Here is a 26,098-nt window from a genome sequence, read left to right as displayed (position 1 = left end):
TTAAGAATGGCACCCGTTTGTTGAATAAAAACTAAACAATCAGCGTGAGGGCAACGAAACTGATGAAAGCGACCGTCTGGACCAATAGCATCTGAGTTCCACACAGATGCCTTCGAGTTGTATCTGAAATAGAATCAATACAATACAGCTCTTTATGCTAAGGAAAAATGTTGGACAAGAACGACCAAATCTTTCAGCATCATTATCAATTAATAACATTTCAGACAAAATTAAAAACCATCCATTTGTTTCATGCTTCTGCTTGTTTCTTTCAGGTTGTTAGGGTTCAACAATTGAATATTTTCATCCACTGAAATCTTCCAAATGGAAGATTCAATGATAAAGTTAATTTTCTTTTAAATTACGGCTCAGGATCAGCCACTCAACGATCACGATATTCAAAACAAGACCTGCCCAAATGTTTACCTTTAGAAGTTCTTCGATCAACCGCTCTCTTCCACCTGTCAAAGTGAAATCATTCAAAGAAAGATACAGGACGGAAAAACGACTCGTTTTTCCGTCCTGCTTTCATTTTAGGGACTTATGGACAGCCCCTTTCATTTTTCCTTTAACAATCGTAAAGCATTCAAGATAACAATCAAAGCGGCACCTGTATCGCTCAAAACGGCCATCCAAAGTGTAAGCCATCCTGGAAAGATTAGGCCTAAGGCGATTAATTTGACGATTATGGAAAACCAAATGTTCTGTTTAATAATCGCTAACGCCTTTCGGCTTAATTTCATCGTATGCGGAAGTTTATCCAGATTATCGGCCATGAGTACGATATCCGCCGTTTCCATCGCCGTATCTGTACCAGCTCCACCCATTGCGATTCCTAGATCAGCGACTGCAAGAGCTGGTGCATCATTAATTCCATCGCCGACCATTGCGACCTTATATCCTTCGCTTTGGAGCTTTTTGATCGCAGAAACTTTATCCTCAGGCAGTAGTTCTGCGAAGTAACGACTAACATTGGCTTCAGAAGCAATCAACTTTGCTGTGCCCTCATTATCCCCTGTAAGCATCACCGTTTCGCGAATCCCACTTGCATGTAATGATTTTAGGGAAGAAGTGGTGGATTCTCGTATGGTATCAGAAACCGAGATAATCCCCAGGACATTTTCTGTCGTACCGATGATAACCACCGTTTTTCCTTGACCCTGTAACTCTAGGACCTTTTGATAGAGGTGAGTGTCAAGTGAATCTGAAAGTTCATTGAATAAGCTAAGGTTGCCGGCATAATAGATAACCCCGTCAATCCTTGCCTGAACACCTTTTCCTACAATACTTTTATAGAGTTCACCGTCTTTAGAGGAAAATCGTTCAGTTTTCGCATAGTCCACGATGGCCTTGGCAATGGGATGAGTCGAATAATTTTCCAACGTAAAAGCAATAGATAACAGATCCTCTTTGCTGCCAGCTAAAACTTCAACGTTAGATACCTTCGGTTTTCCCTCGGTTAGTGTTCCTGTTTTATCAAAAGCAATGGCTGTTATTGCTCCCGCTTTTTCTAAGAACGTACCACCCTTAATCAAAATACCATTTTTCGCTGCATTTCCAATCGCGGATACAATGGCAACAGGTGTGGAAATCACCAAAGCACAAGGACAGGCGATCACCAGTAATTCAAGACCTTTATAGAACCATTCTCCCCATGAACCCAAAGTCAAAAGAGGAGGAATAACCATGATCAGTAACGCGATAATAAAAACAATCGGCGTATAAATATTGGCAAACTTATCAACAAAGGCCTGAGTTGGGGCCTTTTGTTCCTGGGCTTCTTCGACCAAATGAATGATTTTTGCAATGGTCGTATCTTCAACTAGCTTTGTTACTCTAATTTCAAGGGTTCCATGTTCGTTAATGGTCCCTGCATATACTGTATTCCCAGCTTCCTTATCAACAGGGATGGATTCACCCGTGATCGGAGCTTGGTTTACACTGGATTCGCCTTTTATGACTTCTCCATCCAACGGAATTTTGTCACCAGGTTTAACAATGATAACGTCACCGATCGAAACATCTTCCACGGGCTTTTTTACCAAGTCGGTTCCTGCCTGGACCCACGCTTCAGGCGGTGCTAGATCCATTAAGTTACGGATGGAATTCCTAGTTTGCTCGATCGATCGATTCTGCAGAAGGTTTCCTAAAGCAAAGAGCCAAACAACCGTTGCTCCTTCTAACCATTGGCCAATAAAAGCGGCTCCAATCGCGGCTGCTGACATCAGGACATTCATGTCCAGTGAGCGACTTTTAATGGAATAGTACGCACTTTTAACAGGCTTAGAGCCGCTGATAATCATTGCGATGGCATACAGCATATTGGACATCATTGAAGACACATCAGCATAGGAGCCTGCAAAGCCAAACGCGATCAATACGCCTGAAAGGATCAATAACCCTTTTTCATTGTTCTTTGGAGCCGATTGACCTGTGGATCGGTTTGAATCCAATGAAGCTGAAAATCCGATCTTGCTTACTTCTTTCATGATTTCTTCCACACTATTTGTATGTTCGACTTTCATTTTTCCTGTGGAAAAATTGACGTTTACGCTTTGTACTCCCGTTACTTTGTTTAAATGATTTTCGATGCTCCTTGCACAACTACCACAATCCATACCTTCAACGCTGTATGTTTTCAAGTTTTTGCTATCGTTCATTGGTTCCGCTGTAAATCCGAGCTTTTTGACTTCAGCATCAATCGGTGCAAAAGCAGAAAGACTATCTGCGACAACTTCCATCTTTGAAGTACTGTAAATTACTTTGACTTCTTGTATATCTTTTAACGAACGGATTCCTTTTTCAAGTGTTTTGGCACAGGAAGGGCAATCCATTCCATATACTCGAAAGCTCAACTTTTCGCCGACTGCAGGGGATGTAGCATATGATTCATTTTGTTGTTCTGAAGAGCAACAGCTTGTTGCTTTCACTTGAGCCACGGCCTCTGTTGGTTTTTGATTCGAATAACAACTTGAAGTAGTTGTTTTATCGATGTCTTCTTTCTGTACAGTGCTTGAGCAACAATTACCTGCTGCTGAAGGTTCAGATTGTTCCTGCTTCTCAGTTTTGGATGAACAGCAACTGGTTGTTTTTTCTGAAGTTGCTGCCACTTCCTCATTCACTTGATTGGAGGAGCAACAGCTGCTTTTTGTTTTTTGTAGTTCCTTATTAGAACCGCAGCATTGGTCTGACATTTTGAATCACTCCTACTCTATATGACTGTCACAGCAAGCAACATCATTTTGAACATCAGCAAGCACCACATCGAACATAGTAAGTAGCTCTCTGACCTGGTCATTACGAATACTGTAATAACAATACCTTCCTTCTTGCCTTCCAACAATGATGCCACATCCTTTTAAACAAGCAAGGTGCTGTGAAATGTTGGATTGGTTCCCATTAATCTTCTCAACGATTTGAGAAACTGTTTTCTCCTCATCCGTTAGGGTTTCTAAAATTTGAATTCTGGTTTTATCGGCAAACCCACGAAGGAATTTTACCTTTGTATCTAATTCAGTTGTTTGCATGTATTGGCCTCCACTCATATTAGTAAAAACTAATGTATGGTTATACCATCATATTAGCAATACCTAATATATGTGTCAAAATTTTTTAGCAGTCACTAAAAAAAAGAGAGCCCTGGAAATTACAGGCCCTCTCTTCAAGATGCTATTTCGTATCTTCAGTTCTTTGAATCCTTATATCATACCTCGTGTAGTTTCTTTTCAAGCACGATATGACGATATATACCGTTCATCATTACCTCATTGTCCTTTGTTACAACACAAGGACCTGCAATGGTTTGGAATAGATTTTCAAAAGAAACACTGATATCCGTTCCTAGGAGTCGAATCAAGGGGCTTACTACTTTTTGTCCGAAAGATAAACCTTTATCTTTCGGCACAAATTTATCAAAAATAATGATTTTCCCCCCTGGTTTAAGGACCCTTGCCATTTCTTTTATCATTTGATTAGGATCCGGGACAACACTTAGAATAAGACTAGCTATTATGGTGTCAAACATATCTTCTTGGAATTCAAGATGTTGGGCATCCATTTGTATAAAATGAATATCCTGATCAACGTACTTTTCTTTCGCCTTTTCGAGCATTTCCTGTGAGTAATCAACCGCTGTAACTTCAACAGGAAAGGAGGGGAGGTACCTTAAATCAGCCCCCGTTCCAACACCCGCAAACAAGATTTTTTCTTCCTTTTTGAAGACCACATCTTGAAACACTTTCTGTCTCGCTTTTATAAACATCCCCTGATTAAAAAACACATCATAAACAGGTGCCCAAACTTTATAGATCTTGCGGTTCCACTCGTTATTCATCTTATTCCTCTTTTACCCTTAGTAATCTTAATTTTCCACGAAGTTCTTTAATGAAATTGAGCTTATCTTCTGGTAGTAAATCAGCTTTGATATCCGATACGCCTACTTGTTTACCGATAGCTGCCGCGGTTCTTTGGTTATCTCCAGTCAGCATTACCGTTTCGATTCCAAGACCGTTCAATTTACTGATGACGTCTTTGGATGATTCTCTCATTTCATCTGCCACGGCAATTAACGAAACCGAATAACTACCGTGGTTCCTTGAAGTGGGGCACTAGTTCTTTGCTTGGTATTGTTCTAATCAACTATGGACACACTCCACATTAATCCTAAATACATGGAAAAAATAAAGAGAAAACCTAAGCATACAGATACGATTGGCGTTACTTTTTTAAAGAAACAACCGATTAGTAACGCAAGAAAAGCACATGCAATTAAGATGAGCGAGATGCCCTCAAGAGAAAGCACGAACTCGATTTGAAAGGGTGCTTCGATGTGTTTACCCATCAATGCTTCCGCCCACGATGCCGCTCCTTCTGCTTTGACTGTATCATTCACAGTATGAGGTGGGGACAATGTTCCCATTACTCCTGTAAAGAAGAAAACAACCAATAAGATGATACTCTCTGCCTTTACCCACCGTTGCTGGAGAAAGGAAGAAGTCAATGATGACTTCTTGGCTAGTAGGCCGTTAATAAATGCAAAAATAAGAACGGGAATGATGCTCAGATGTTTTAATAAAAGCATTTGTCCATAGGGAATCGCCCAGGCATTGACATAATCCTTGGGTTCCACCACAAAGAACATGATCATAATGCCGCTTGTTACGATAAAGAGTAAACAAACGATGGCGAAAGGAGTAAACCAATGCAAGAAACGGGTCCAGTTTTTCGATTCTTTGGTAAACCAAGCGACTTGTAACAACGTCCCCACCCAAAGGGTAACGAAGATAAAGTGTAACGTGTGAGATAAGAACCCTGACCAGAACGATAGGGAGGCCACATGACTCGCATATCCAACCGATATCATCATTAAAAACAACCAAAATGCTTGCAAGTGTTTGGAACCCCTTATATAAAGGGTTAGCAATAGAAGCAGAGCCATCAATGTTGTAAAAACCCAAGCCTTACCTACTTCAAATTGGGTCAATACGGAATAAACTGTGGTACCAACGCCGATTCCTTCGGAGAGATATATGATTAGTTGCAAGACAGGTCCAATTGAAAAAACGGCAATGCCTAAGGGCAGAAAAAGTAAGAACCGTTGAGGAATAGCAAGGACTGGTTTATTCTTTTCAGAACATACTGCAACGCCACATGCCCCGTCAGTAATGAAAAAAGTACATAGGTTAAAAATTCTGTAATTGGTACAATGATATTCATGAATTACCTCGTCAACTGGTTTGTCTATACGTTGGGTGTAGGCGTTGGCTTCGCATAACCCTTTTCATACGTTTTATCAATCTTTTCTCTAATTTCCTTCACTGATTTCCCATTGCTGAAATCCATGACAGATTGAGCCGCTATCTCCAAGCAAACTCCACATTTGGTTCCATGGTCATCCCAAACCACCGCTCCGTTTTCCTTGTTTTCATGCACAAAACAATCATAGTTGTTTTTATGATTCGCTTCTTTTCCGCAACCACAATAACAAGGGATTTTCTCCAACAGGTCTCTATGCTCTGCAGCAGCCTGATATATCACTCTGATATCTTTCGATTTGTCCATTAAAAAGGTTGGTAATGTATCAACTCCCGCTGTTTCTTCCCGTATGTCAGAAGTTCCATGCTGAGACATTTCCTCTGTTGCTTCAGTATGCTGACTGTGTTTTTCACTACTGGTCTCTGGCTTCTGATTAGAACATGCTATAAGAAAAGATAACGATAAAATCAAAGCAAAAGAAGATACAGTTTTCATCACCCGAACAACTCCTTTGTTTATGTATGTCTTTTATAATTACAGTATAAAACGTATGTACCATTAGATTATTGAAAAGTTATGTAGAATTGATGAATGATATGGTTTCCATGGACAAGGTGCGGGATCCAGTTACCCGCCGTATCGTACCTGAAGTTCTTTATGGAAAGAGACTTTTGAACGATTCCAATTTGTTTTCTATGAACTCAACCCTCTATTTGGATTATAGTTTTTCTCAAAGCTATTGTTTTAAAGTAATGAAATGATCGATCCACCAATTGCACCAGTTACTACGATAAGCCAAGGTGGCAGTTTCCAGTAAACCAACATGCTAAATAATACAGCTGCAAAAGCAAAATCAACGGGATCTTTAATAGAACTCGTCCAGATTGGAGTGTAAAAAGCAGCAATTAAGATTCCTACCACTCCTGCATTAACGCCAATTAAAGCACCTGTAACCTTGGGATGACGTCGTAAAGAGTCCCAAAATGGCAAAGTTCCTAAAATGAGTAAAAATGCAGGTAAAAAAATCGCGATCGTAGCTAATATGCCACCCTTCCATCCATTAATCACAGCACCTAGATAGGCGGCAAAGGTAAACAATGGACCTGGTACAGCCTGTGCAGCACCATATCCAGCCAAGAAGGATTCTTTACTTAACCAACCAGAAGGGACAAATTCACGTTCCAATAAAGGCAAAACCACATGGCCTCCTCCAAAAACTAAGGACCCTGATCGATAAAAGCTGTCAAACATAGCAATCCATTTCGACGTAGTTATTTCTCTCATTATCGGCAGTATAATGAGTAATCCAAAGAATAAAACCAAACAAAATAACGCGAACCCCCGCGATACAGGAAAACGTATTTGTTTATCATCGTTGTCACTTTGCTGTTTAAAGAGCATAAAGCCTAATCCAGCAGAAATAGCAATAACTCCTACTTGAACAATAGGTGCCTGCCATAAGAGTGTACTGACCATCGTAACCAGTGCAATAGCTTTTCGTTTTAAGTCAGGCGTAAGTTTTTGAGCCATACTTAAAATGGCTTGTGCGACAACTACTACCGCCACAATTTTTAATCCATGGATCCAGCCTGCGTTTTGAACATTTAGTCCATGGATAATGACGGCAAATAAAATGAGTGCAATAATAGATGGAAGTGTAAAACCAAGAAAAGCAACAATGCCACCTAATACTCCCCCACGCAAAACACCAATTCCAATCCCCACCTGACTGCTTGCAGGTCCAGGTAGAAACTGGCATAAAGCCACCAAATCGGCATAACTTTTCTCGTCCAGCCATTTCCTTCTGCGGATATATTCTTCATGAAAATAACCTAGATGTGCGATCGGCCCTCCAAAGGATGTTAATCCAAGTCTGGTTGAAACTAAAAGGATTTCCAGAAGGGTGGACAATCCTCTTTTATCATTTTTTCGTTGCACTACAATCACCCCTTTTACTCTTTAATTTCCTTGAAAAGTTCAAATGCTTTTTTTCTAGCTTCAATGAGAACCCTATTTCCTTTTTCAGTGGTTGAGTAATACTTTCGGATTTTTCCATGGACGTTCTTTTCCTCTTTTGATAGCAACCCATCTGACTCCATTGAATGAAGAATAGGATACAAGGTGCCAAAACTAATGTTATAACCATGCTCTTTTAATTCTTCTAGCATCCAAACGCCAAATATGGGATGTTCCTTAGCATGATGTAAAATATGAATCTGAATAAACCCAAGAAAAAGTTTCCTTAATACTTTATCCTCCAATTTCCCACCTCTTTCAGCGATATCGTTTTTCTATATCGAAGTTCGTTATCAAGATAATAACATGAGATTTACGAAAAAAAACACCCTCTATATACAAGAAGGTGTTTTTATTCCCCTTAGAGAAATAGTTCTTACTAATGTATGGGGCATATCCTCATGAAAAGGAGGTAGCTACATTTCATGATGCAAGATCTGGGACAACGAATCCGATTTCTCCGAGAAAAGAAAGGAATCACATTAAATGATTTTGCCAAAGACCTCGGGGTATCCTCAGGTTACTTGAGCCAATTAGAGACAGGTAAGACGAATAAGATTGAACTCGGCTTTTTAGAAAAGGTACAAAAAGAACTGCTGATCTTCAGCATGGTCCCGCCAGACCAGGAAAAAGATCAAATCTCGTTTCGTTTTAACCGAGCCATGCAGCAGTACCCCGACTTATCAGCAATCGATGCTGGTACAGCTGAATACCTGTTATCGAGTTTTGAGAAAGGACTGGAACATTTCTTAAAATGAGAGCTTCTGCTCTCGTTTTTTATGTTCCTAGCAGCAGGATGTGGTGTTCGCGGATGGAGCTGGTTCCTCTACATCGTTCTTAGTGTAAAAGAATTCCCATTCGTTTCCGTCGGGATCAGATACCCAGAATTTGTCCTGAGTAGCATAGCAACAGGTCACATCCATTTCCTCACGAGCAAAAAAGCCGAGCTTCTCCAGACGTTCTTTATGCTTTAGTACTTCTTCTGCATTATCTACCTGGAACCCGAAGTGGCCAACTTGGTTTCCAGATACTTCATTCTTTAGGTTCAACGTAAAGTTAAGGCGTACTCCTGTTAATTGTAATTTGTAAAGACCAAAAATAAGATAAAATAAATATTTATGGTCGATTTCATATTTTTTGGGAATTTGTTCATTCTTTCACTGTTTGCAGATATTAACTCTAAACCTCAGAATTTCTGATTGGAACATTTTCTGGTATAGAACGAACACATAAGAAAACCCTCCAAGTACAAAGCCACTCGGGGGGGGGGGTAATTCTTAGATTATTTTACTTTTTAAAACGGTAAGGAACAGTTGCTACAACAACATCTCTCTTAAAGAGTAAATAAGCTCTAATGAGAAGACTGGATTGGTTGTGAAGAATGTGGTGCCAGCTTTTCTTCGTGATGAATTGTGGTATCAATACGGTGACCTGGTAGTTATTTTCATTGGCCTTGTGTTGAACGGTATCGATAAACTTGGTTAATGGGTGAATGATGCTTCTATAATGAGAATGCAGTGTTACGAGCCTTACATTAGGTTGCCACTTCTTCCATCTTTCTTCAAAGGTTCTTTCGTCATCTCTCTCGAAAGCAACATAAACCGCAATGACCTGATCAGTGAGGGATGTCGCAAAATTAATGGAATTTTCAACAACTTGTGTAATACCTGCTACTGGTACGATAATAACATTGCCTTCAATGGCCTTTGGTTGTTGGCCAGGTTTGATTCTTAATTGTTCACCAACCTGTTCATAATGTTTTTTAATTCGATGAAAGATAAAAACGATGATAGGCAAAAAGATTAAAACTGACCAAACTTGAGTGAACTTGGTTAAAAAGAACATGAGAGTTACCGTAAAACTAATAAGAGCACCTGTTGAATTTATCAAGAGTTTGGGTAGCCACCCTTGAGGTTTCTCTCTAAGCCACTTTAAAATCATACCTGTTTGAGATAACGTAAAAGGGATAAAAACCCCTACTGCATAAAGAGGTATTAGCTGTTCTGTTTTACCTTTAAATACTACGATTAAAATAATGGCGGCAACCCCTAGTGTGATAATTCCATTAGAATAACCTAGCCTGTCACCTCTTATAGTAAACATGCGGGGAATGAATTTATCCTTTGCCAGATTAACTGCCAATAATGGGAAAGCTGAATAACCTGTATTTGCCGCTAAGATTAAGATTAATGCCGTGGTACCTTGAATAAAGTAGTACATAAAGTTTCGTCCAAACGTATCCTCTGCAATTTGTGAAACAACCGTTTCCTTTTCACTTGGAGTAATGCCATAATAGTACGCTAATATTACGATTCCTGAAAATAAAACGGCTAATAAAGCTCCCATGGCCATTAAAGTTTTAGAAGCATTTTTAGGGGCAGGATCTTTAAAGTTTGGAATGGCATTAGAAATAGCTTCAACACCTGTTAAAGCTGAGCTTCCTGAAGCAAATGCCTTCAATAATAAAAACAGCCCAATCCCTGCAACTGGCGTTCCAATGGGAGTATGTAATTCAGCAGGCACTTGTCCTGTTGCAATGTTATATACCCCAACTCCAATTAAGATAAATAAAGCTAAAACGAATAAGTAAACGGGATATGCCAATATCGAAGCAGACTCTGTTACACCTCTTAAATTTAAGATAGTTAAAAATAGAACGAAAACGATGGCAATCGGGACGTTATAAGAATGCAATGCTGGAAATGCAGATGTAATCGCATCTGTTCCAGCCGAGACACTAACGGCCACAGTCAGTATGTAGTCAACCAATAGTGATCCACCCGCGATTAATCCAGGATTCACACCTAAATTATCTCTAGAAACAACGTATGCCCCTCCGCCATGAGGATAGGCAAAGATAATTTGGCGATAAGAAAAGATGAGAGCGGTTAAAAGTATTAACACACCTACCGCAATCGGAATGGAATACCAAAAGGCTGCCGCACTTACAGTGATTAAAACAATTAAAATTTGTTCTGGACCATAGGCAACTGATGATAAGGCATCTGAAGACAATATAGCTAGAGCTTTTGTTTTATTCAGCTTTTGCTCGCCTAGTTCTTTTGATTTTAATGGTCTTCCGATCAATAACCTTTTTAAAGATGAAAACATTACATCACCGCCAAATTAATTTAACTTTATAATTCCTTTAACCCAATGATCTTATGAAAGTCAGCTGGTCAACGTAAAAAGAGCTGCTGACGATTACCAAACATCCATGGAAGTTCTCCCGTACTTAATTGGTTACAGCTATTTAAGAAATAGAAAACACTGTCATCATACCCTTGTAACTATGTAACGTAAACTAAAAGATTAAAAAGATAAGATGAGGTTTCTTATTATAAGAGTTGTTTTTCTTAAAAATTTTCCACATTCCCATAAAGGGAATGCTGATAAAATGGAACTTTCATCCAAAAAACCGCTCAATTTGAGCGGTTTTTTGGATGAACAACAATTGCTTTCAGGCATACCTACAAGAACAAATCCACCTTCTTGATGGTCAAGTGTAAGAGAGTCTGTCATATTAAGCTAAAATAAAGACAGTGGGTTTTCACCTACTGTCTTTTTGTACTCTAATCTACCTTATGACTGCTCTTCCCCCGAAATACAATACTACAATAACAACCGTTACCTCCAACGGGATTAAACATTTTGTTAGCCTCCTATATACAGAAAGATCATCCAAATGGATAATTTGTCAAAGTTTCATCTGATTCAATCTCTTCTTTAAAACGTAACCATTTCATCTTCAGTTCACCCTCTACCGTTCTCCAGTCATTACGTTGGTGCCAAACGTTGTAATAGAGCAACCGAAGATAACATAGTAATTTCGGCATTTCTTTTAGCCACCAATTATCGAAGGTGGAGAAAGCAAGGGTAGCTGTCCATTAATCCACTTCCTTTGCATTTGTTTTTCCTTTAATCGATCGTAAGTATTGGCCTGTTTATCAAATTTTTTTATCAGCTTTTTATTGTTCATGCTTGCTCTATTTTGAGGGATTTTTAATTTTTATACGGGAACATCTTCAGACTTGACAGTTATTTCTTGTTGCTGATTGATAAGGCGTTTTTGTCCCTTTTTAACAGAAGCCCTCGTTACTTTAAATACAACTCTTCACAATCTTTAAGCAAAATAAAAAAGAGCAGCCTCCGCAACTCGATTTTTAATTCCATCTCCAATGTTTTATTAAACCAAGTTGCACATTCTTTAACTTTTGCTTGTTATCGGGTACCCTGTAAGATGCGCGTCAAACATATCAATGATTTCAAGGAACCTATCCGCTTCCCTGAAAACATGGTCTGCTAATAGAGGATGAATAATGCTCTTTATTTTACATTGTTCAATCAAATCACGGGCTGTTTTCTTGAAGTCCCTAAGAGATGCGACCGACACCCTGTTTTGATCAAGAAATTGATCTAAAAGAGGAACTGTTTGAGATTGTGGCTTCATAGATTCTAAGTCCTTTGCCTGATATAGCAATTGATCAAAATCATTGCTGAAATTCCGTGCTAAATCAACTAGTTTCCTTTCTGATGGATCAAGGAGATGACCAATAAATTTGGCATGGTCTGCCATAATCCTTAAGAAGAAGACATTTTCTCTAATAATGGCATCTGGAAGCGCTTGTAATTTTCCTTCATTTAATTCTAATAATCGTCTGCTAAAATAATTTGCTTCCCTACTTGTATGGTCAACTAATAGTGGAAAATTATTTTGCCCAGGCAATTTGCATGTGAGAATTAATCCTAATATCTTCCGTTTAAAGAAGAAAATATTAGTTGCAGCTCGTTGAACTTCGGAATTAAATCTTCTTATTTGTTCGGGGTCTGTTTGATTATTAAAGGAATGTGCAGTTTGTTCGATGCGTTCAAATATGCGATAAAATTGATTAGCCTCTCGAATTAGTTGAGTATCTTCTGCTCTAAAACCCAATCGAAGAAATAAAGAATGTTCTTTCATGATCCTAGCCCAAAAACGAATTTCATTTAAAGAGCGTTCAACAAACGATCCAGAGGTAACACCGGTATCAGCATGCAGAGATGTATCTTCCCCGTTCATTCTATAACCTCCCTGATATACTTCCTTCATTCTATTTATATATACTTGGCCGTTTGAATATGCTTATTTGAAAATTGAGTAATAAAGAGAGGAATATTTTTCTTCTACCTATAACTATCCTATCTAATGTGTTCAATACTTATTGTCCAGCATAAAATTCTTGTGAATTCCTATGTCAAAACTTCTTAAAAGGACTCAAAAACCCTAATTAATTCGGAAAATGACGTGTGCCCATTCACACGTCACTTATTACGCCAGTTTATAAGAAAACACCTGAAAACGTCACACTTTACAATAAACGCAAGGGCTTTCAGTTATATGTTCTGGAGTGATTCCAAGAAGTATTTAATTCCCGGAAGAAATTCAGAAGTAAAATCAATCATCTTTTATCCTCTCCTTAATATCCTTTTGATTTCAGAACGGCTTGCGGTTTCTTTCGTGTGTTATGGCCAAAGATTCCGTCAACTTCATATGGAAGATAAACCTTCTGGAACCTTTCAAGTGCATCCTGGGTTTGTGGTCCCCATAATTCATCCACAGCCCCGCATTTAAATCTAACAGCATTCAACGCCTTTTGAAGTTTCAGGATCTCAGCCTTCGGATTCTTCTTACCTCTACCAACTGTGATAGAAGGCAAAGAATACTTATAGGAAGACCGCGGCTAGGCATCACAAACACCGTAGTATTTTTTTATTGAGTTAATGTGGCAGTTTAGTTGAAGTTGAAACTTTTCAAACTAGGAGTTATAAGTTAAAGAAAAAAGCGATTCTTCATGAGAATCGCATGTTTAAATCACTAAAGCCTTTATTAATTAACAATGGCCCCGGACCTTTTTAGTAGTAAGCACGCTTAATGCATCCCTTACTTTCCTTGCAAAGGCCAGTGGTTTATCGATTGATTCAAAATGCATAAACATAAGCCGGGGACTTTCAAAAAGCCAGTGATTATGAACCGCAGTAACGATAATCCCATGTTCACGTAATTTACTAATAAAAGGATTAATTTCCTCTTGAAGGATTACAGTTTCCCCACTACAAAGCGCACGACCATCTTTTGTCATGGACTCAAATGTAAACATTTGAGGAATGAGTAAAAATGACCTTCCTCGTCTACCAAGGACAACAGGTTTTATATTGTTACGCAATTTCATTACCGTACAAATTCCATTTTCAAAAGTGTGCATTGCCCCACTAAGAATGTCATTGAATTCATCACAAAGACCTGGATTACCTATTATTACTTTCTTTTCGTAATCGCAGTTACCATAAACATCTCGGGTAATTAAAACCTTCATAGCTTCTCTAACTTTTCTGGCAAATGCAAGTGGTTGATCGATTGATTCAAAATGCATATACATAAGTCGTGGCTTATCAAAAAGCCAGTGATTATGAACGGCAGTAACAATAATACCAAACTGGCGAAGCTTGGTTAAAAATGGGTTGATTTCTTCTTGAAGAATAACAGTCTCCCCTAGGCATAGTGCATTCCCTTTTTCGTCCATATTTTCGAACGAAAACGCTTGGGGAACAAACATAAAAGACTCAGCCTTTCTTCCTAAAACCACTGGATGAATGTTCGTGCGTGACCGCGTAGCCAAGCAAACACCATTAACCACACTAGGTGTTGAATTGAGGATCCTTGCAAATTTTATGCAAAGATCTGATGGGTTCATGTCCATGTTTCTAATTTGGATTCCTCCTAATCATATTTATTTTTTAGGATATGCTCTCGTTCATTTTTTGAAAGGTATATATGTCCTAATCAAACCATTACATTTCCTTCCCTATTACAATCGAAAAATATAAGTGATCAAGTATAGTCCACTTTGTCACAAAACCCACATTATAATGATAGTGAAAAAGGCTCGGTGTTAGCTGTAGTCTTTTTACTGTATCCAGTCTTAAGATTTTTTCCGTTCATTATTACTTAAATTTGAAATCTCATGGCTAAACCACTCCAACTGATTCCATGACCAGCAAAACCAGGAGAGTAGATATAAATAAAAAAAGCACCCATCCTTATGGGTGCAATTGAATGTTGGCACATTACCTATAATGTATTTTTCATGCAACACTATTGACATTAGAATCTCATTTTCAATACATCTGGCTGCATACGTCGCAAGCTTCGTGCCCTTCCCTCTCGAATAGCTCTCGATCGCCTTGATCAGTCCAATGGTTCCGATGGAAATCAAGTCTTCCGTATCTTCCCCTGTATTTTCAAATTTCTTTACGATATGTGCAACCAAACGCAAGTTGTGTTCGATCAGTTTGCTTCTGGCCTCCTGGTCCCCTTCGGCCATCGCTTTTAAGTATTCTTTCTCTTCATTTTCGGAGAGGGGCTGCGGAAATGCATTGTTTTTTACGTAGGAAACAAACAGCATGACTTCTTTAAAAAAGTACGCTAATACGGCAAGCAACCCGGACATACAAACACCTCCCGGCTTTTTTTGTTCTCTTATCTGTATGCCCGGTTGGGCTTGTTAGGTGTCTGTACCAGGGAATAAAGATTGCTCTGCATTGTTACAATAAACATTACACCAAGAAAGTAGAGCAGAGTACTGTTCCTCACGATGATGTACTTTTGCCCCGCGCTTGGCAGGAATCCAATGCTCATTGGTATTTTGCAACGCCGCTATTGTCCAAATAGCCGCCGTACCTGATCGGTTATATGTAGTTCGATAAAGAATCAAAAAGCTATTAAGTTATAAGAAATAAAACCACGGATTCCTGTTAATCTGTGGTTTTTGATGTTTGATAAACCTTTTTACATTGCTTTTAATATCTGCTCTAATTTTAGTTTTTGTTCTACAAGCGGTTGTATCGTAAAGTTTACCATTTTTGTATAAATGGAAAGAATGGTTTGGCCATACAATGTACCAGGAAATGCCCACTTTCCATTCAGCTGTGTCCAGGCAACCGCACTGCCACGATCCACCAAACAAAATAACGGATCAGCGAGAAGATATCCTTCTGGGATTTTTTCTGTAGAAGCATAAGCAAAAAGATGTTGAATATGAGCGAGTACACCTTCTTCAGCTGTTTTGAAAGCCGCTCCTGGATTTTCTTCACCTGCAGCACCAATACCGGCAAAATTGTTTTGTTCTTTGCGAATGATTCCCGTAAAACGAAAATAGTTGGTTTCGTGTACCGCTTGCGCAAAAGCCACATCTGCTCTTACCCCGAAAATTTCTCCAAACCTTTGATAAAGGGCACCAAGAAGCGGAGCATTCGGATTAACCATCTGAACAAAGAAATCCATCTGTTGATCGGTTAAACTGGTTTCTCCTCTAATCGTAAACTTGTCCTCTGGTTTGGATGGCAGTTGGGAAGGAGCACTTTTAGGCTTCTCCGTCACTATATATACATCTGTAATGCCACTTCTTTTTAAAGCATTCACACGTTCTTTTGCATTTTCTCTGCTGGAAAAGGCACCGGCCAACACACGATAATGCTGTTCGCCTAAAATTAGAATTGGATCAATAAATGCTTCTATTCCCTTTGATTCCAGATACGAGACTCTTTCTTCCGCATTTGTTCGATTTTTCAATGAACCAGCAATTACTTTATAAAAAATTTTCGGCTGTGGTTTAACGGGTAAATCTAATGCCTTGGCAATGGCTTCTGCAATATCGATCGACACGTCCTCAATAAAAGAGGATTGGTTAAGAAAGGCATGATCTTTTAGATTATCGACAAATAAAACTTCCAAAAGTAACGCAGGACTTTTAGTTTCTCGAAGCACATGGAAGTTTGCTCGTTTTTTTCCCCGATCCGTGATATCATATTTCACTTTTACCTGGTTCATAATGGCTTCATGAATGACTTCCTGATAGGTTTTAGTCTGTTCAGGAACATGACCATTAAAAATATAACTCTCAAACCCGCTTCCGCCACCTGCATTGCTGTGTATGGAGAGATAAAAATTTGGAGCTGTAGAATTCGCCAAATCAGTACGCTCTTTTAAGGATAAAGCCTTATCGCTAGTTCTTGTCATTATAATTTTAACAGTATAGGTTTTTTCCAGATAATCCCTTACCCTCAAAGCTATTTTCAGGTTGAAAAGTTTTTCCTGAGACTCTTTAAACGTCGCCCCAGGATCACTGCCTCCGTGTCCTGGGTCTATTACTATCACTTTCAATCTCTGATCACCCCTAGCGTTTGTCCTTCCATATCATATGTTAAGGAATGATAGTTGGTTTGGGTAAAAAGTCGAGTTCTAATCAAAATACCTGTCCGTAGGTATCTATCATAAACTTTTCCGAAGGTAATTTGTTAAGAGGGGCGTTCCGACTCTCTTGAACGGCATAAGGAATGTAACGACTGAGAAGTTTCCGTCCCCTTTCCCTGCTCCCTCATAGGTAGAAGCAAACGGGAATTCATCGCACTGTTCTCCTCTTTCAGAGGGATCATAGGTAAGGGTTTTTCGCAAAATCTTTGATGGCGAGTAACCTCAAATGTACCCGCAGCAAAGGAAAAATAAAAATACAAAATAAATGAGTTTGCAAGACGTTTATCTATGCCAAGCTATCAATTCTCGCATCTAATGTAATAAAGAAATACAAGAAATTGAAATTGGAGGGAAAAAATGAGTTTATTCGATAATATTTCTGCAAGAGATGTAGACAGATTTGACCTGGATTTGTCATTACTTCAAATGCCCGAATTAAGCTTAACATTAACTGCTCAGGGCGAGTAATCCGATGCCAGTACCTTGAAACAGGTTTTAACGCATCATTTGTTGTTACAGCCAAGCTATATTCATGTTCCACTTGCTGTAAAACCGGATCTGGCTGTCTTGTTGCAAAGGTGTCCCCCGGGATAAACAATACAGGTGGATTGCCAATAGCACTTGCAGGAATTGCTGAAGCGATGTGCGGATCGAAATTTGCAATTAAAAAAGGAGGTGGTTATGTCCGTACATTGTTTATTGCCGTAACCTTTTTACTATTGGTGAAAAATATATACGATTCAAATAGCTTAACCTTAGATTCACTGAAAGTTATACTAAATTTCTCCAATAGAAAGTTGCAGTAAGCTTCCTTGACCTGGTTATTATCATTTCAAAAGTCATCTATAATAAAAAGGTTGCCACTGCAACCTTTTTTGTGATTCTAAAAGCAAGTGTGTGAAATATTGCTCTTAAACGGAATGGATATTTCAACAAGCCAATCTAAAAGAAGTCGGTTCCTTAACATACAGGAATCCGACTTCTTTTAGTTGAAATTTTAATTAGCTTACAAAATTCGAGTTTAACCCCATAAGGACGATTCTTATAAATTCCGCAAAGCATCTGGTATAGGAGTTTTACCATCGCTCATTGTTATGACTTTACCAATGGTAGCTGGCTCTTGCAAGCTTTGGGCTAAAGTGTCAATTACATTTTTAGAGATTTCAGCAGGATAATTAATATTGACATCTATTTTTCCAGATCCAGGGATTTCCTTTAAAACTCCTGGCCGTAATATTGTATAGTCTAGCTAAGTATTATTTATAAGCCACTATCGGCAAAATGTTTGGCAATATTATAGTCGTTATATCTTTTAGAAAAGACTCATTCCATTTATCTTGATCCAGAGAAAAACTGAACTGAGCATGATAAACCTCTTTATTTTCTTGTTCTCAGCGGCACGCATAACCTTAACAGCACCCTTCAAGTCAATCTTCAATAAATCTTTTCCCCTAGAAACAGTTACAAAGAAAATTGCTTCTGCGTCATACATCTTTTCAGCCATTTCTTTAGGACTGGCCAATAGATCAGTGTAAAGTCCAAACAGTCAAACCTGCTATCTAAATGGGCATAAAAAAGAAAACAACTTATGTGTAAAATATCCAATGTTACCGCCAATCTGCCCCTTTAATCCAGCTTATTCTTATGCTAAATACTTTACTGAACCTCTTCTACAAGAATCTACACCTTGAGTAAACAATGACAGCAATCTTTTTCTGCCCTCTTTTACTTTTTGACCGACTTCAACCGTTTAATTTCGAATACTTCCAAATAAAAATATCTTCGTTGTAAATAATATGGGCAATGGCCCATGATGTTAATATTAGAGTTACGAATGGGAGGAAACAATGGAGAGAAACCACGCGATTGACTATATTAAATTTTTTGCAATATTTGCTGTTGTGGTTATTCATGTATTCCCTAGGGATCATCAGATTGAATTATTTTTTCTCGATAACGTATCAAGGTTTGCAGTACCATTCTTCTTTACTGCATCCGGTTATTTATTCGGTAAAAAGATGATACAAACGAACGGTTCCTTTGATTATTTTAAAAGGTATATTTTAAGAATCGCAAAACTATATTTAACCTGGCTCTTCTTTTATATGATGTTTGATGTTTTTATTAAAGTTCCTGCTGATGCAGGGCTAAAGGGATATGAGCAATACTTCAATCGTTTTTCGTTACTTGAACTCATCTATTATGGAGAAGCGACTAGCGGATACCAGTTGTGGTTTTTAACCGCATTATTTTGGAGTGTTATCATTCTATTCGGGTTCTTTAAATTCAAAAAAATAAGGCTTCTTTTATTCGTCAGCCTCATTTTAAACTTGATCGGCCTTTTTGGACAATCGTATTCAGTGTTCTATGATTTTCCTCTAAGAACCCGTGATGCCTTATTTTTTGGTCTATTTTATGCTGCTTTGGGATTCTTCTTTGCATTTAATAAATGGTTTAAAAAAGCACGCGCGTTAACCTCAAAAACGTACCTGTTACTAATTTTTATTTTCTCTGTGATCCAAGTGGCAGAAGGATACTTATTAGATAAGGTACTGCCGGGCAGCCATGGAGAATATTTTTTATCTACTATTTTTTTAACTGCATTCCTTTTTTTATTCGCATTAAAGAATGTGACTTTGGGGAAGTGTTGGTTCATTAATAAAATCGGAGCAAGAGCTTTAGGTATATATATTGTGCATGTATTCTTCATCGATATTTTTGATATGTTTGTATCGGATATAGGTATGGATGGCATATCTGACCATTTATTGTTAAAGCTATTTAAGACACTTATTATATTTTCTATGTCATATATCATTTATGATTTACTTCAATTCTTAAAAGTGCATTTAAGCAAACTAAAATATGTAAAAACCAGTCAGTGAAATGTTACATTTAAATAAACTTTTTGTTGCAGTTCTTACTTTGAATGACTTTATACAGTAAAAGGAAATTCTTATCAGGTGCTCGAGTTGCCATCTTTAAGTATAGTAAAATACATGGATCATTACCCTTAAAACCAAAAGCCCGTCATCTGACGAGCTTTTTCGTTTCCACTTTTCGAGCAATGTTCTTAAGATTCTTTACGTTCTCCGTTCAAGAATTTTAACTGTCCAATCGTCTCTATTTTTTTCTACGGTGACCTTATTTCCATCTCCCGCTAGATAACCCGCTACAAAACAAGCCTCATCATACTCTTTAAATGTTTTTTCATCGAAATCGGACGACCGCTTCATTGCTTCTATGGCCCTTCTTAAATAGCCCTCCCCTACACTGAAGAACATGTTGACCTTGATTGATTTCATATGTCGATTTCCCCTTTATGCATCTTCTAGCATTAAACCATCTTTTTAAATGATTAAAATCTTTGTAGTGATCCGGCGAGTCAAGCTCATAGATATCATTTTACCATCAAACTTAAAATGGTCATACTTTGTTTCATATTCTCGGTTGGATTACCCAAATTTCTTCAAACTTTAAAGTTTTACCTTTTTTAAAATCCAATTGATTAAACTGTAAAACACATTTGTCACCTTCAAAGACATGCAGCAAAAACCTCACCTCATTTACATGATGAACCAAAGGTAAGGCTGCCCCATTAATTTATGGTTCAAATTCTGCTTCTCTATTCCCAATCGTTCCGTGCCATTATACCAATAAGTAAAGGCTGAAATGCGCCCCTTGCATAAATTATACGCAAAAAAACAGCCAGTCTTACACTAGCTGTCGCTGTGGATTATCGGTCTGGATCCCTTTGTATCTAGAACAATCGGCCTTCTGTTTTTCAGAGGCATAGTATTCTGAAAATCACATCTCTAATTGCTTTTAATTAAAAGGTATAAACGGCCCAAAATAAGGAATGTGGAATGATTTAAATGAGACAAAGAATAATACTGCTAAAGTAAACCAAATTACATATCCTGGGGCCCCTAAGAAACCCGTAAGTTCTTCGTGTAGTCCAAAAAAAGGTGGTCGGTGTAAATAAAAATCAGAAGGTCTATACTTTTCTCCGCTTTACTCGCAGGATGAATATCAGCGGGCCGAGACGCAGTCTTTTATAAAGATAATTTTCGGTGGACGCCAAAGTCGATGCTGGTTCAGTTCATCCAACAGGAGTCCTTATCATGCGAAGCATCCCTTAAAGACCAACGATTATGATACAATTCCTTGTATGACAGTTCGTTGCAACACAGGGCTCTTCTTTTCACCGATTTTTATAAAAGAAAATAAAAAGGGATTTTGGTAGCTCCAAATGTCAATTAAGCCGTCCAATTCTGCGAAATAGAGCTGTCAAGGGACTAGAAGTTTGTGAAATTTGCTTGTTCTTAAAAAGTTCACAAAAATTAGAAGGCTAAAACCCTTCCTGAAGATCATTGCATCCTTTTTCCTTCAGACTGGTGTATTCGGCCATTAAGTGATCCAGAACTTAAATACCGATAAGTTTTCCTATAGCCACTAGCCGCCCTGTGACTTCAATATCTTCACGGGGTGATTTAAAGACTTCCCTTTGATGAAAGAGCTACTAGTAGAAATCTTCACAATCGCTTATACTCATAAAATTAACCCAATTCTGTAATTGTAATGTTCTAGTATCTAACATTACAAGTCGACAAACCCATGATCAGAATAATTCTGACCAGGGGTTTTCTATTTTAAATGAAATTTATTACTTTTTTCTTAGTTCGAGGAGCTCAAGGAGCTAGAAGAGCGACTTTAAGGAGCTAGAGGAACTGGAACTTTCGTTTATCTTAAAATGACAACGTCTTTTAAATCTTCTATTCCAGAAGCTAGAGGAGCTAGAGGAACTCTCTTCGTTGAACTTAAAGGAGCTAGAGGAACTGGAACTTTCGTCTTTATGAAAATGGCAACGTTTTTTCATAATTTCACCACCTTCTTTTTAAATCTTCTATATTATATTAATTACATGATCCTATGTATGGTTGAATGGCAGAGGACAAACGTACATTAAACAAGAATAGCTTAAAAAGAATCGGTGATAGTATAGAATATGAGATATAAAGAACTCAATAAGAAAAGCAAATATTTTGTTAGATCGTAGTCCTGGCAACATACATGTCATTAAAGCCCCTTCAGATCATGAAATTGAGAAAACTATGGAATTTGCAGTCTTCAAAATGAGAAGAAGATTGCAGTCCTTGAATATGGACTCAGCCTTTGATGGGCTTTACGTAAAAGCAAACATCCTGAATAGATCTTGGCTCAAAAGTCCCGATTAAATAAAAAGGAAAGCTCGCGATCCTTTCCTTTTTAAGCATTAAATTTTATGTTTGCGGAAACTTCCCCTGTCGCAGTCATGGTCAAGCTTTCAAAATCTTCTACTTGGATTACACGCCTTTGAAAAGGAGCAAGTGTTTCCATGACGGCTTCTGGGCAATTTCTTGTCCGAATGGTTATAACAGCCGTCGTACCAAACACTATGATGTTAATCGATGGCCATTGTACTCGGATGTCAATCCATGTTTTATTGTAATGACAGGTGATAATTTTCAAAAAGGGTTCAATCAATGTAAAACCCACACCTCCACCTGTTGTTTGTTTCCCAATGGTGTGGGTTGTCAATCTGCATTTACAGCTCATTTCTTTTCTCCTTAACAAAATCCCCATTAAGATTACGCTAAGAGCTGCTAGAACTTTCGCATTTGCTGTGGCTAGAGCTAGAGCTTTCTTCTTTTTCTTCCTCACAGCAAATACAGAACGTTTTTTGAACAAACAAGCTTACCGAACCACCGTCTACTGAATTAATTGTTAAACTATCAAAATCCTCTACTTGGAAGGCACGCCTTCGTCCAGAATTAAGCGTAAAGCTGATGGGTCCTTTGCATTCTCTTGTATTGATGTTGACTACAATGGGAGATCCCCCATTGTTCTGGATGTTGATCAATGTTTTATTGTGATTATTGGTCAGATCTTCAAAAATAGTATTCAAACCAGTAACGATATTAAAACTCGTATCTACCGACGTTTCCGGGCCCCCGATGGTATGGGTTTCCACATGGCAATTTTGATCGTCTTTACAAGACATTTTTTTCCTCCCTCCGAACACAGCAGCAAAGCCTGTTCATCGAGGGTTTTATAAATCCTCAAGTAACACATTTAAAGAAAAAGAGAAAACTCTTAATCTCTCAATATATTATGTAGAATCAAGGTAAATTGTGAAAATAAACCTTAAAAAAGCACGTTATTCCTTTTAACCTCACTGGGTTTTAAATGAGACAAATGAACAATAACCATAAAGAAAGCCTGCCTCCGAGGAAATAGACTTTTACACCTTAATCACAATCTAGCTCTTCAATGATAATAGACGCATTTCTTATTCAAGAAATGTGCCTTTTAATGGTCCTAACAGATTCTTGGCATTCAGTGAAAAGTACTTTATTTAAAACGTGTCAGCACCCTGGCTGTCATTTACGTTTTAAATGCTAGTGTGTCTTCTTATTCTCCTTCCAGTTATCAATAATCGTGGTTTCATTTCTGTGATTTACAATCCTCCTTTACGATTACTTCGCTCATTTTTATTTTCCTTGATCGTGTGGGACATAAACAATACTTTTCCCGTCGACACTCCACCTTTATCATCAGCAGCTGTAAAAGTAATATGATATTCCCGGCCATCTCCATTGCCATTACGGGTTTCACGCACTCTTGCAGTATCTGTGCCAATACCGCCGATGTCGGTTTCTTTTCCAGGCTCATCTATCTCATTGCTTTTAATTTTAATCGATTCCGGGTCACCGTCTGGGTCTATCCCCCCTTCAATTTTGATCGGGACCATTCTCTTGTCAACCGGCCAAAGTTTAGAAGGATTTGGCTTGCATTTGTTACTTCAGGGCATGGTTCTTGGTGATTTGACTTTTTCCGTTAATAACCCAATTGAAAACAGGAATCTGGGATTGGTTAAATGTATAAGCAAAACCGTTTGCAGGTTTAGTTGGTTCAGGTGCAATCTTGTGCTTTGTTAATATAGAACCATAGTTTATGATTTCTCTTTATTTCAATGGGTATGCCCTTAATTGATGCTGGCAGATCCTCTGTATCATAAATAGCTCTACTATGTCTCCCATCTTTAGTATCAATACCAGAATCGGAGAAAACTTTAAAAAGTTTTCATATAACCCAACCCTTCTACATTTATCCGCATATTGTAAAGGAGGGTAGCACAAACCCAAAGTCAGTCACTTCCTGTTTTTACATAATTCTGCGGTATTTTGCTACAAAGAGTTGTCTTCTTTTTTAAGAACTAAATAAAAAGGCCTACCTCCGACGAGATAGACCTCACTTCCACTAGCTTTTATATCACTCGCAATGACAACGTTTTTTCTTTTTTACTTTTTTACATCTAAAAACAGAACTTGATGAACGTTTACGTCGTTTACATTTACATTTACATTTGAAATCCTTTTTAGAAGATGACATGTTATTTCACCTCCTAGTTAACAATTTGAGAAAAAGAGAAAATCTCTTAATCTCACAATATACTATGTAGAAATATGATAGACTGTGAAAACAAACCTTTAAAATGTGCGTTGTTTCCTTTTCCCTCTGTGGGTAAAGGGACAAACGAGCGATAACAATAAAGAATCCTACGTAGAAATGCGCATTTAATGTGCACTTTATGTTTATTACTGAATATTTGAGGACCATTTACCAATACTGCCCCACTTTCTAAAAAACAACTCTGCTTTTGAAGACGACTCCTTTCAGCAGGGTTATTCTTTATGGAGTATGCCCTCTTATAATAATTACCATTTATTCCATCGATGGAATCAGAAACAGCACGATGCAGCTACTGCATGGCTAACGGAACATGGCAAACCCTATTGAGTAATGATAGCCCCGAATATATCCCGTTGCCCTATTAAGCAGCGGGATTTTGATATTTTCTCATGTATGATGCGTTTTTATACTTACTGGTTGTTTTTCAGAATGTTAAAGATGATTTTCGCGTGGTCAGTGTTATCAATCTGCCCAGCGAATCGTTCTTTTCCAAAACCGAATGCGAAGACAGGTATGTCATCACCAGTGTTTTTCATCCAGTTATTTTGAACTCATTATCCCTCTTACTTCTCCGCATTCTTCCTTGTTTAATAAAACACACAATGAGATCAGGACTAATAGCTTTCTGTAACCATTTATCAAGCAGGTTTCCCTCCTTGGGGCTGGTAACTTCCATTAAAATGAGTTAATAGATTTGAAGTTAGTTCTCATCCCTCAGCATGTTTCATTGTCTATTACAGGTGAACCACTAAAAGCGTATTCCCAATCTAGGATCACAGAGATGTGTACATTGCCATTATTTGATTCCACTAAAATTTTAATGTGTTAAAATCAGCCTTCGCTTTTTCCATTTATTGTAGATAATTGTGTATTTATTAGTCACATTATTACTATTTTAGTAGCAATTCACCTTTTGCAGAATATGCTAGATAGTGAATGATGCAGGTTGGATTACCAATAAGACTTTATCTATACTTGTATCCATTCAATAGCTTTAGATCAGAGGGGGATAAAAGTTAATGAGTTTTAGGCACAACAATATTAATGTGGGCAGCGAAGAAGTTTTTGAAATAGGGGCTAATTGCCTTTTGGTACTTGGAAACCGTTTTTTTGCGGTCGTGGAAATTGAGTCAGAGGTTCCTGGAGTGGATTTAGAGGTATTTGTGATTATTCGCATAGATGAAAGGACTGCAAGACGATTAAACCGAGCTGGTTTGGAATTGTGTGAAATTCGAAACTCCATACCTAGATCAAGAAATCGTGAGAATGTTGAGTTTAAGTGTGTATTTATTAACCGTAATCAGGCCTTTGCTTTGTTTGATGTGGAAAACGATTTTGATAACGCAGTATTTGTAAGGATTTCCATGCAAGAAGCGCAACGACTAATTCGCCAGGGCGCGCAGCAGTGTACTGTTATTGATGCGCGAAATAATAATTGTTAAAGAGGTGTCATCCCACACAAAGACCACTTATAAAAAATGCAAAATAAAAGCCAGCTGCCTTTAGTGAGCTAACCTAAATAAG

21 protein-coding genes and 5 pseudogenes are annotated in these 26,098 nt (G+C 38.1%); 4 read left to right on the top strand and 22 right to left on the bottom strand.

The genetic code is table 11. The annotated features are described in order from the left end of the window. Positions 1 to 557: 557 nt before the first annotated feature. The 8 genes and pseudogenes from ABHN01_RS20685 to ABHN01_RS20650 all read right to left on the bottom strand — a co-directional run bounded on the left by ABHN01_RS20685 (position 558) and on the right by ABHN01_RS20650 (position 8,015). Positions 558 to 3,194, bottom strand: a complete 2,637-nt coding sequence (locus ABHN01_RS20685) for a heavy metal translocating P-type ATPase (RefSeq protein WP_429877079.1) — start codon at positions 3,192 to 3,194, stop codon at positions 558 to 560. 12 nt (positions 3,195 to 3,206) lie between these two features. Then, positions 3,207 to 3,527, bottom strand: a complete 321-nt coding sequence (locus ABHN01_RS20680) for an ArsR/SmtB family transcription factor (protein WP_429877078.1) — start codon at positions 3,525 to 3,527, stop codon at positions 3,207 to 3,209. Between the two features lie 176 nt (positions 3,528 to 3,703). Then, entirely contained in the window at positions 3,704 to 4,333 is a 630-nt protein-coding gene (locus tag ABHN01_RS20675) for a class I SAM-dependent methyltransferase (RefSeq protein ID WP_429877077.1), read from the bottom strand. Positions 4,334 to 4,364: 31 nt separating this feature from the next. Further along, positions 4,365 to 4,574 (bottom strand): annotated as a pseudogene (locus ABHN01_RS20670) (HAD family hydrolase); the annotation flags it as partial. A 56-nt stretch (positions 4,575 to 4,630) separates the two neighbouring features. Further along, positions 4,631 to 5,389, bottom strand: coding sequence for a copper resistance D family protein (locus tag ABHN01_RS20665; protein ID WP_429877076.1), 759 nt, complete (start codon positions 5,387 to 5,389; stop codon positions 4,631 to 4,633). A gap of 350 nt (positions 5,390 to 5,739) precedes the next feature. Continuing rightward, positions 5,740 to 6,249 (bottom strand): PCYCGC motif-containing (lipo)protein, encoded by a 510-nt coding sequence (locus ABHN01_RS20660; RefSeq protein ID WP_429877105.1) that lies wholly within the window; start codon positions 6,247 to 6,249, stop codon positions 5,740 to 5,742. A gap of 249 nt (positions 6,250 to 6,498) precedes the next feature. After that, entirely contained in the window at positions 6,499 to 7,692 is a 1,194-nt protein-coding gene (locus tag ABHN01_RS20655) for a chromate transporter (RefSeq protein ID WP_429877075.1), read from the bottom strand. Between the two features lie 14 nt (positions 7,693 to 7,706). Beyond that, positions 7,707 to 8,015 carry a PadR family transcriptional regulator gene (locus tag ABHN01_RS20650; protein WP_429877074.1) on the bottom strand — a complete coding sequence of 103 codons (309 nt, stop codon included), beginning with the start codon at positions 8,013 to 8,015 and terminating at the stop codon, positions 7,707 to 7,709. 180 nt (positions 8,016 to 8,195) lie between these two features. On the opposite strand from ABHN01_RS20650, the gene ABHN01_RS20645 reads away from it, so the two are divergent. Beyond that, the gene (locus ABHN01_RS20645) at positions 8,196 to 8,528 is read left to right on the top strand and encodes a helix-turn-helix domain-containing protein (protein ID WP_429877073.1); all 333 of its coding nucleotides are present in this window, start codon (positions 8,196 to 8,198) and stop codon (positions 8,526 to 8,528) included. 27 nt (positions 8,529 to 8,555) lie between these two features. Here the strand turns inward: ABHN01_RS20645 and ABHN01_RS20640 are convergent. From ABHN01_RS20640 to ABHN01_RS20595, 10 genes and pseudogenes are all read right to left on the bottom strand, one after another. Continuing rightward, positions 8,556 to 8,831: pseudogene (locus tag ABHN01_RS20640) on the bottom strand (VOC family protein); the annotation flags it as partial. Between the two features lie 226 nt (positions 8,832 to 9,057). Beyond that, positions 9,058 to 10,881: an APC family permease gene (locus ABHN01_RS20635; RefSeq protein ID WP_429877072.1), complete on the bottom strand. Its 1,824-nt coding sequence runs from the start codon at positions 10,879 to 10,881 to the stop codon at positions 9,058 to 9,060. 1,096 nt (positions 10,882 to 11,977) lie between these two features. After that, on the bottom strand, positions 11,978 to 12,829 hold the full coding sequence (locus tag ABHN01_RS20630; RefSeq protein WP_429877071.1) for a DUF2935 domain-containing protein: 852 nt from the start codon (positions 12,827 to 12,829) through the stop codon (positions 11,978 to 11,980). 397 nt (positions 12,830 to 13,226) lie between these two features. Further along, positions 13,227 to 13,466, bottom strand: a complete 240-nt coding sequence (locus ABHN01_RS20625; RefSeq protein WP_429877070.1) for a peptidoglycan-binding domain-containing protein — start codon at positions 13,464 to 13,466, stop codon at positions 13,227 to 13,229. Between the two features lie 174 nt (positions 13,467 to 13,640). Then, the gene (locus tag ABHN01_RS20620; protein WP_429877069.1) at positions 13,641 to 14,507 is read right to left on the bottom strand and encodes a DUF1259 domain-containing protein; all 867 of its coding nucleotides are present in this window, start codon (positions 14,505 to 14,507) and stop codon (positions 13,641 to 13,643) included. A 396-nt stretch (positions 14,508 to 14,903) separates the two neighbouring features. Beyond that, positions 14,904 to 15,257, bottom strand: a pseudogene (locus ABHN01_RS20615) (sigma-70 family RNA polymerase sigma factor); the annotation flags it as partial. Positions 15,258 to 15,595: 338 nt separating this feature from the next. Then, a complete protein-coding gene (locus ABHN01_RS20610; protein WP_429877104.1) occupies positions 15,596 to 16,963 on the bottom strand; it encodes an N-acetylmuramoyl-L-alanine amidase in 1,368 nt (455 codons plus the stop codon). A gap of 114 nt (positions 16,964 to 17,077) precedes the next feature. Next, positions 17,078 to 17,260 carry a NucA/NucB deoxyribonuclease domain-containing protein gene (locus ABHN01_RS20605; protein WP_429877068.1) on the bottom strand — a complete coding sequence of 61 codons (183 nt, stop codon included), beginning with the start codon at positions 17,258 to 17,260 and terminating at the stop codon, positions 17,078 to 17,080. A 199-nt stretch (positions 17,261 to 17,459) separates the two neighbouring features. Further along, positions 17,460 to 17,669 (bottom strand): annotated as a pseudogene (locus ABHN01_RS20600) (3D-(3,5/4)-trihydroxycyclohexane-1,2-dione acylhydrolase (decyclizing)); the annotation flags it as partial. A 702-nt stretch (positions 17,670 to 18,371) separates the two neighbouring features. Then, on the bottom strand, positions 18,372 to 18,581 hold the full coding sequence (locus tag ABHN01_RS20595) for an NAD(P)H-binding protein (RefSeq protein WP_429877067.1): 210 nt from the start codon (positions 18,579 to 18,581) through the stop codon (positions 18,372 to 18,374). A gap of 325 nt (positions 18,582 to 18,906) precedes the next feature. Here ABHN01_RS20595 and ABHN01_RS20590 point away from each other — a divergent pair, with 325 nt between their 5' ends. Next, positions 18,907 to 19,944, top strand: a complete 1,038-nt coding sequence (locus ABHN01_RS20590) for an acyltransferase (protein ID WP_429877066.1) — start codon at positions 18,907 to 18,909, stop codon at positions 19,942 to 19,944. A 198-nt stretch (positions 19,945 to 20,142) separates the two neighbouring features. On the opposite strand, the gene ABHN01_RS20585 is transcribed toward ABHN01_RS20590, so the two are convergent. Next, on the bottom strand, positions 20,143 to 20,364 hold the full coding sequence (locus ABHN01_RS20585; RefSeq protein ID WP_429877065.1) for a hypothetical protein: 222 nt from the start codon (positions 20,362 to 20,364) through the stop codon (positions 20,143 to 20,145). 645 nt (positions 20,365 to 21,009) lie between these two features. Here ABHN01_RS20585 and ABHN01_RS20580 point away from each other — a divergent pair. Further along, a pseudogene (locus tag ABHN01_RS20580) lies at positions 21,010 to 21,217 on the top strand (BlaI/MecI/CopY family transcriptional regulator); the annotation flags it as partial. A gap of 1,110 nt (positions 21,218 to 22,327) precedes the next feature. On the opposite strand, the gene ABHN01_RS20575 reads toward ABHN01_RS20580, so the two are convergent. The 3 genes from ABHN01_RS20575 to ABHN01_RS20565 all read right to left on the bottom strand — a co-directional run bounded on the left by ABHN01_RS20575 (position 22,328) and on the right by ABHN01_RS20565 (position 23,852). Next, positions 22,328 to 22,657, bottom strand: a complete 330-nt coding sequence (locus ABHN01_RS20575; RefSeq protein WP_429877064.1) for a hypothetical protein — start codon at positions 22,655 to 22,657, stop codon at positions 22,328 to 22,330. Between the two features lie 37 nt (positions 22,658 to 22,694). Next, the gene (locus tag ABHN01_RS20570) at positions 22,695 to 23,102 is read right to left on the bottom strand and encodes a hypothetical protein (protein WP_429877063.1); all 408 of its coding nucleotides are present in this window, start codon (positions 23,100 to 23,102) and stop codon (positions 22,695 to 22,697) included. A gap of 456 nt (positions 23,103 to 23,558) precedes the next feature. Further along, positions 23,559 to 23,852: a hypothetical protein gene (locus tag ABHN01_RS20565; RefSeq protein WP_429877062.1), complete on the bottom strand. Its 294-nt coding sequence runs from the start codon at positions 23,850 to 23,852 to the stop codon at positions 23,559 to 23,561. A gap of 1,741 nt (positions 23,853 to 25,593) precedes the next feature. On the opposite strand from ABHN01_RS20565, the gene ABHN01_RS20560 reads away from it, so the two are divergent. After that, complete coding sequence (locus ABHN01_RS20560; RefSeq protein ID WP_429877061.1) at positions 25,594 to 26,016, top strand: hypothetical protein; 423 nt, start codon at positions 25,594 to 25,596, stop codon at positions 26,014 to 26,016. Positions 26,017 to 26,098 lie beyond the last annotated feature (82 nt).

The sequence above is a fragment of the Fictibacillus sp. NRS-1165 genome (assembly GCF_050468105.1).
GTDB classification, from domain to species: Bacteria; Bacillota; Bacilli; order Bacillales; family Fictibacillaceae; genus Fictibacillus_C; species Fictibacillus_C terrinigri.
Note: the sequence above shows the minus strand (reverse complement) of the source record. Positions and strands in the feature narration are given on the sequence as shown.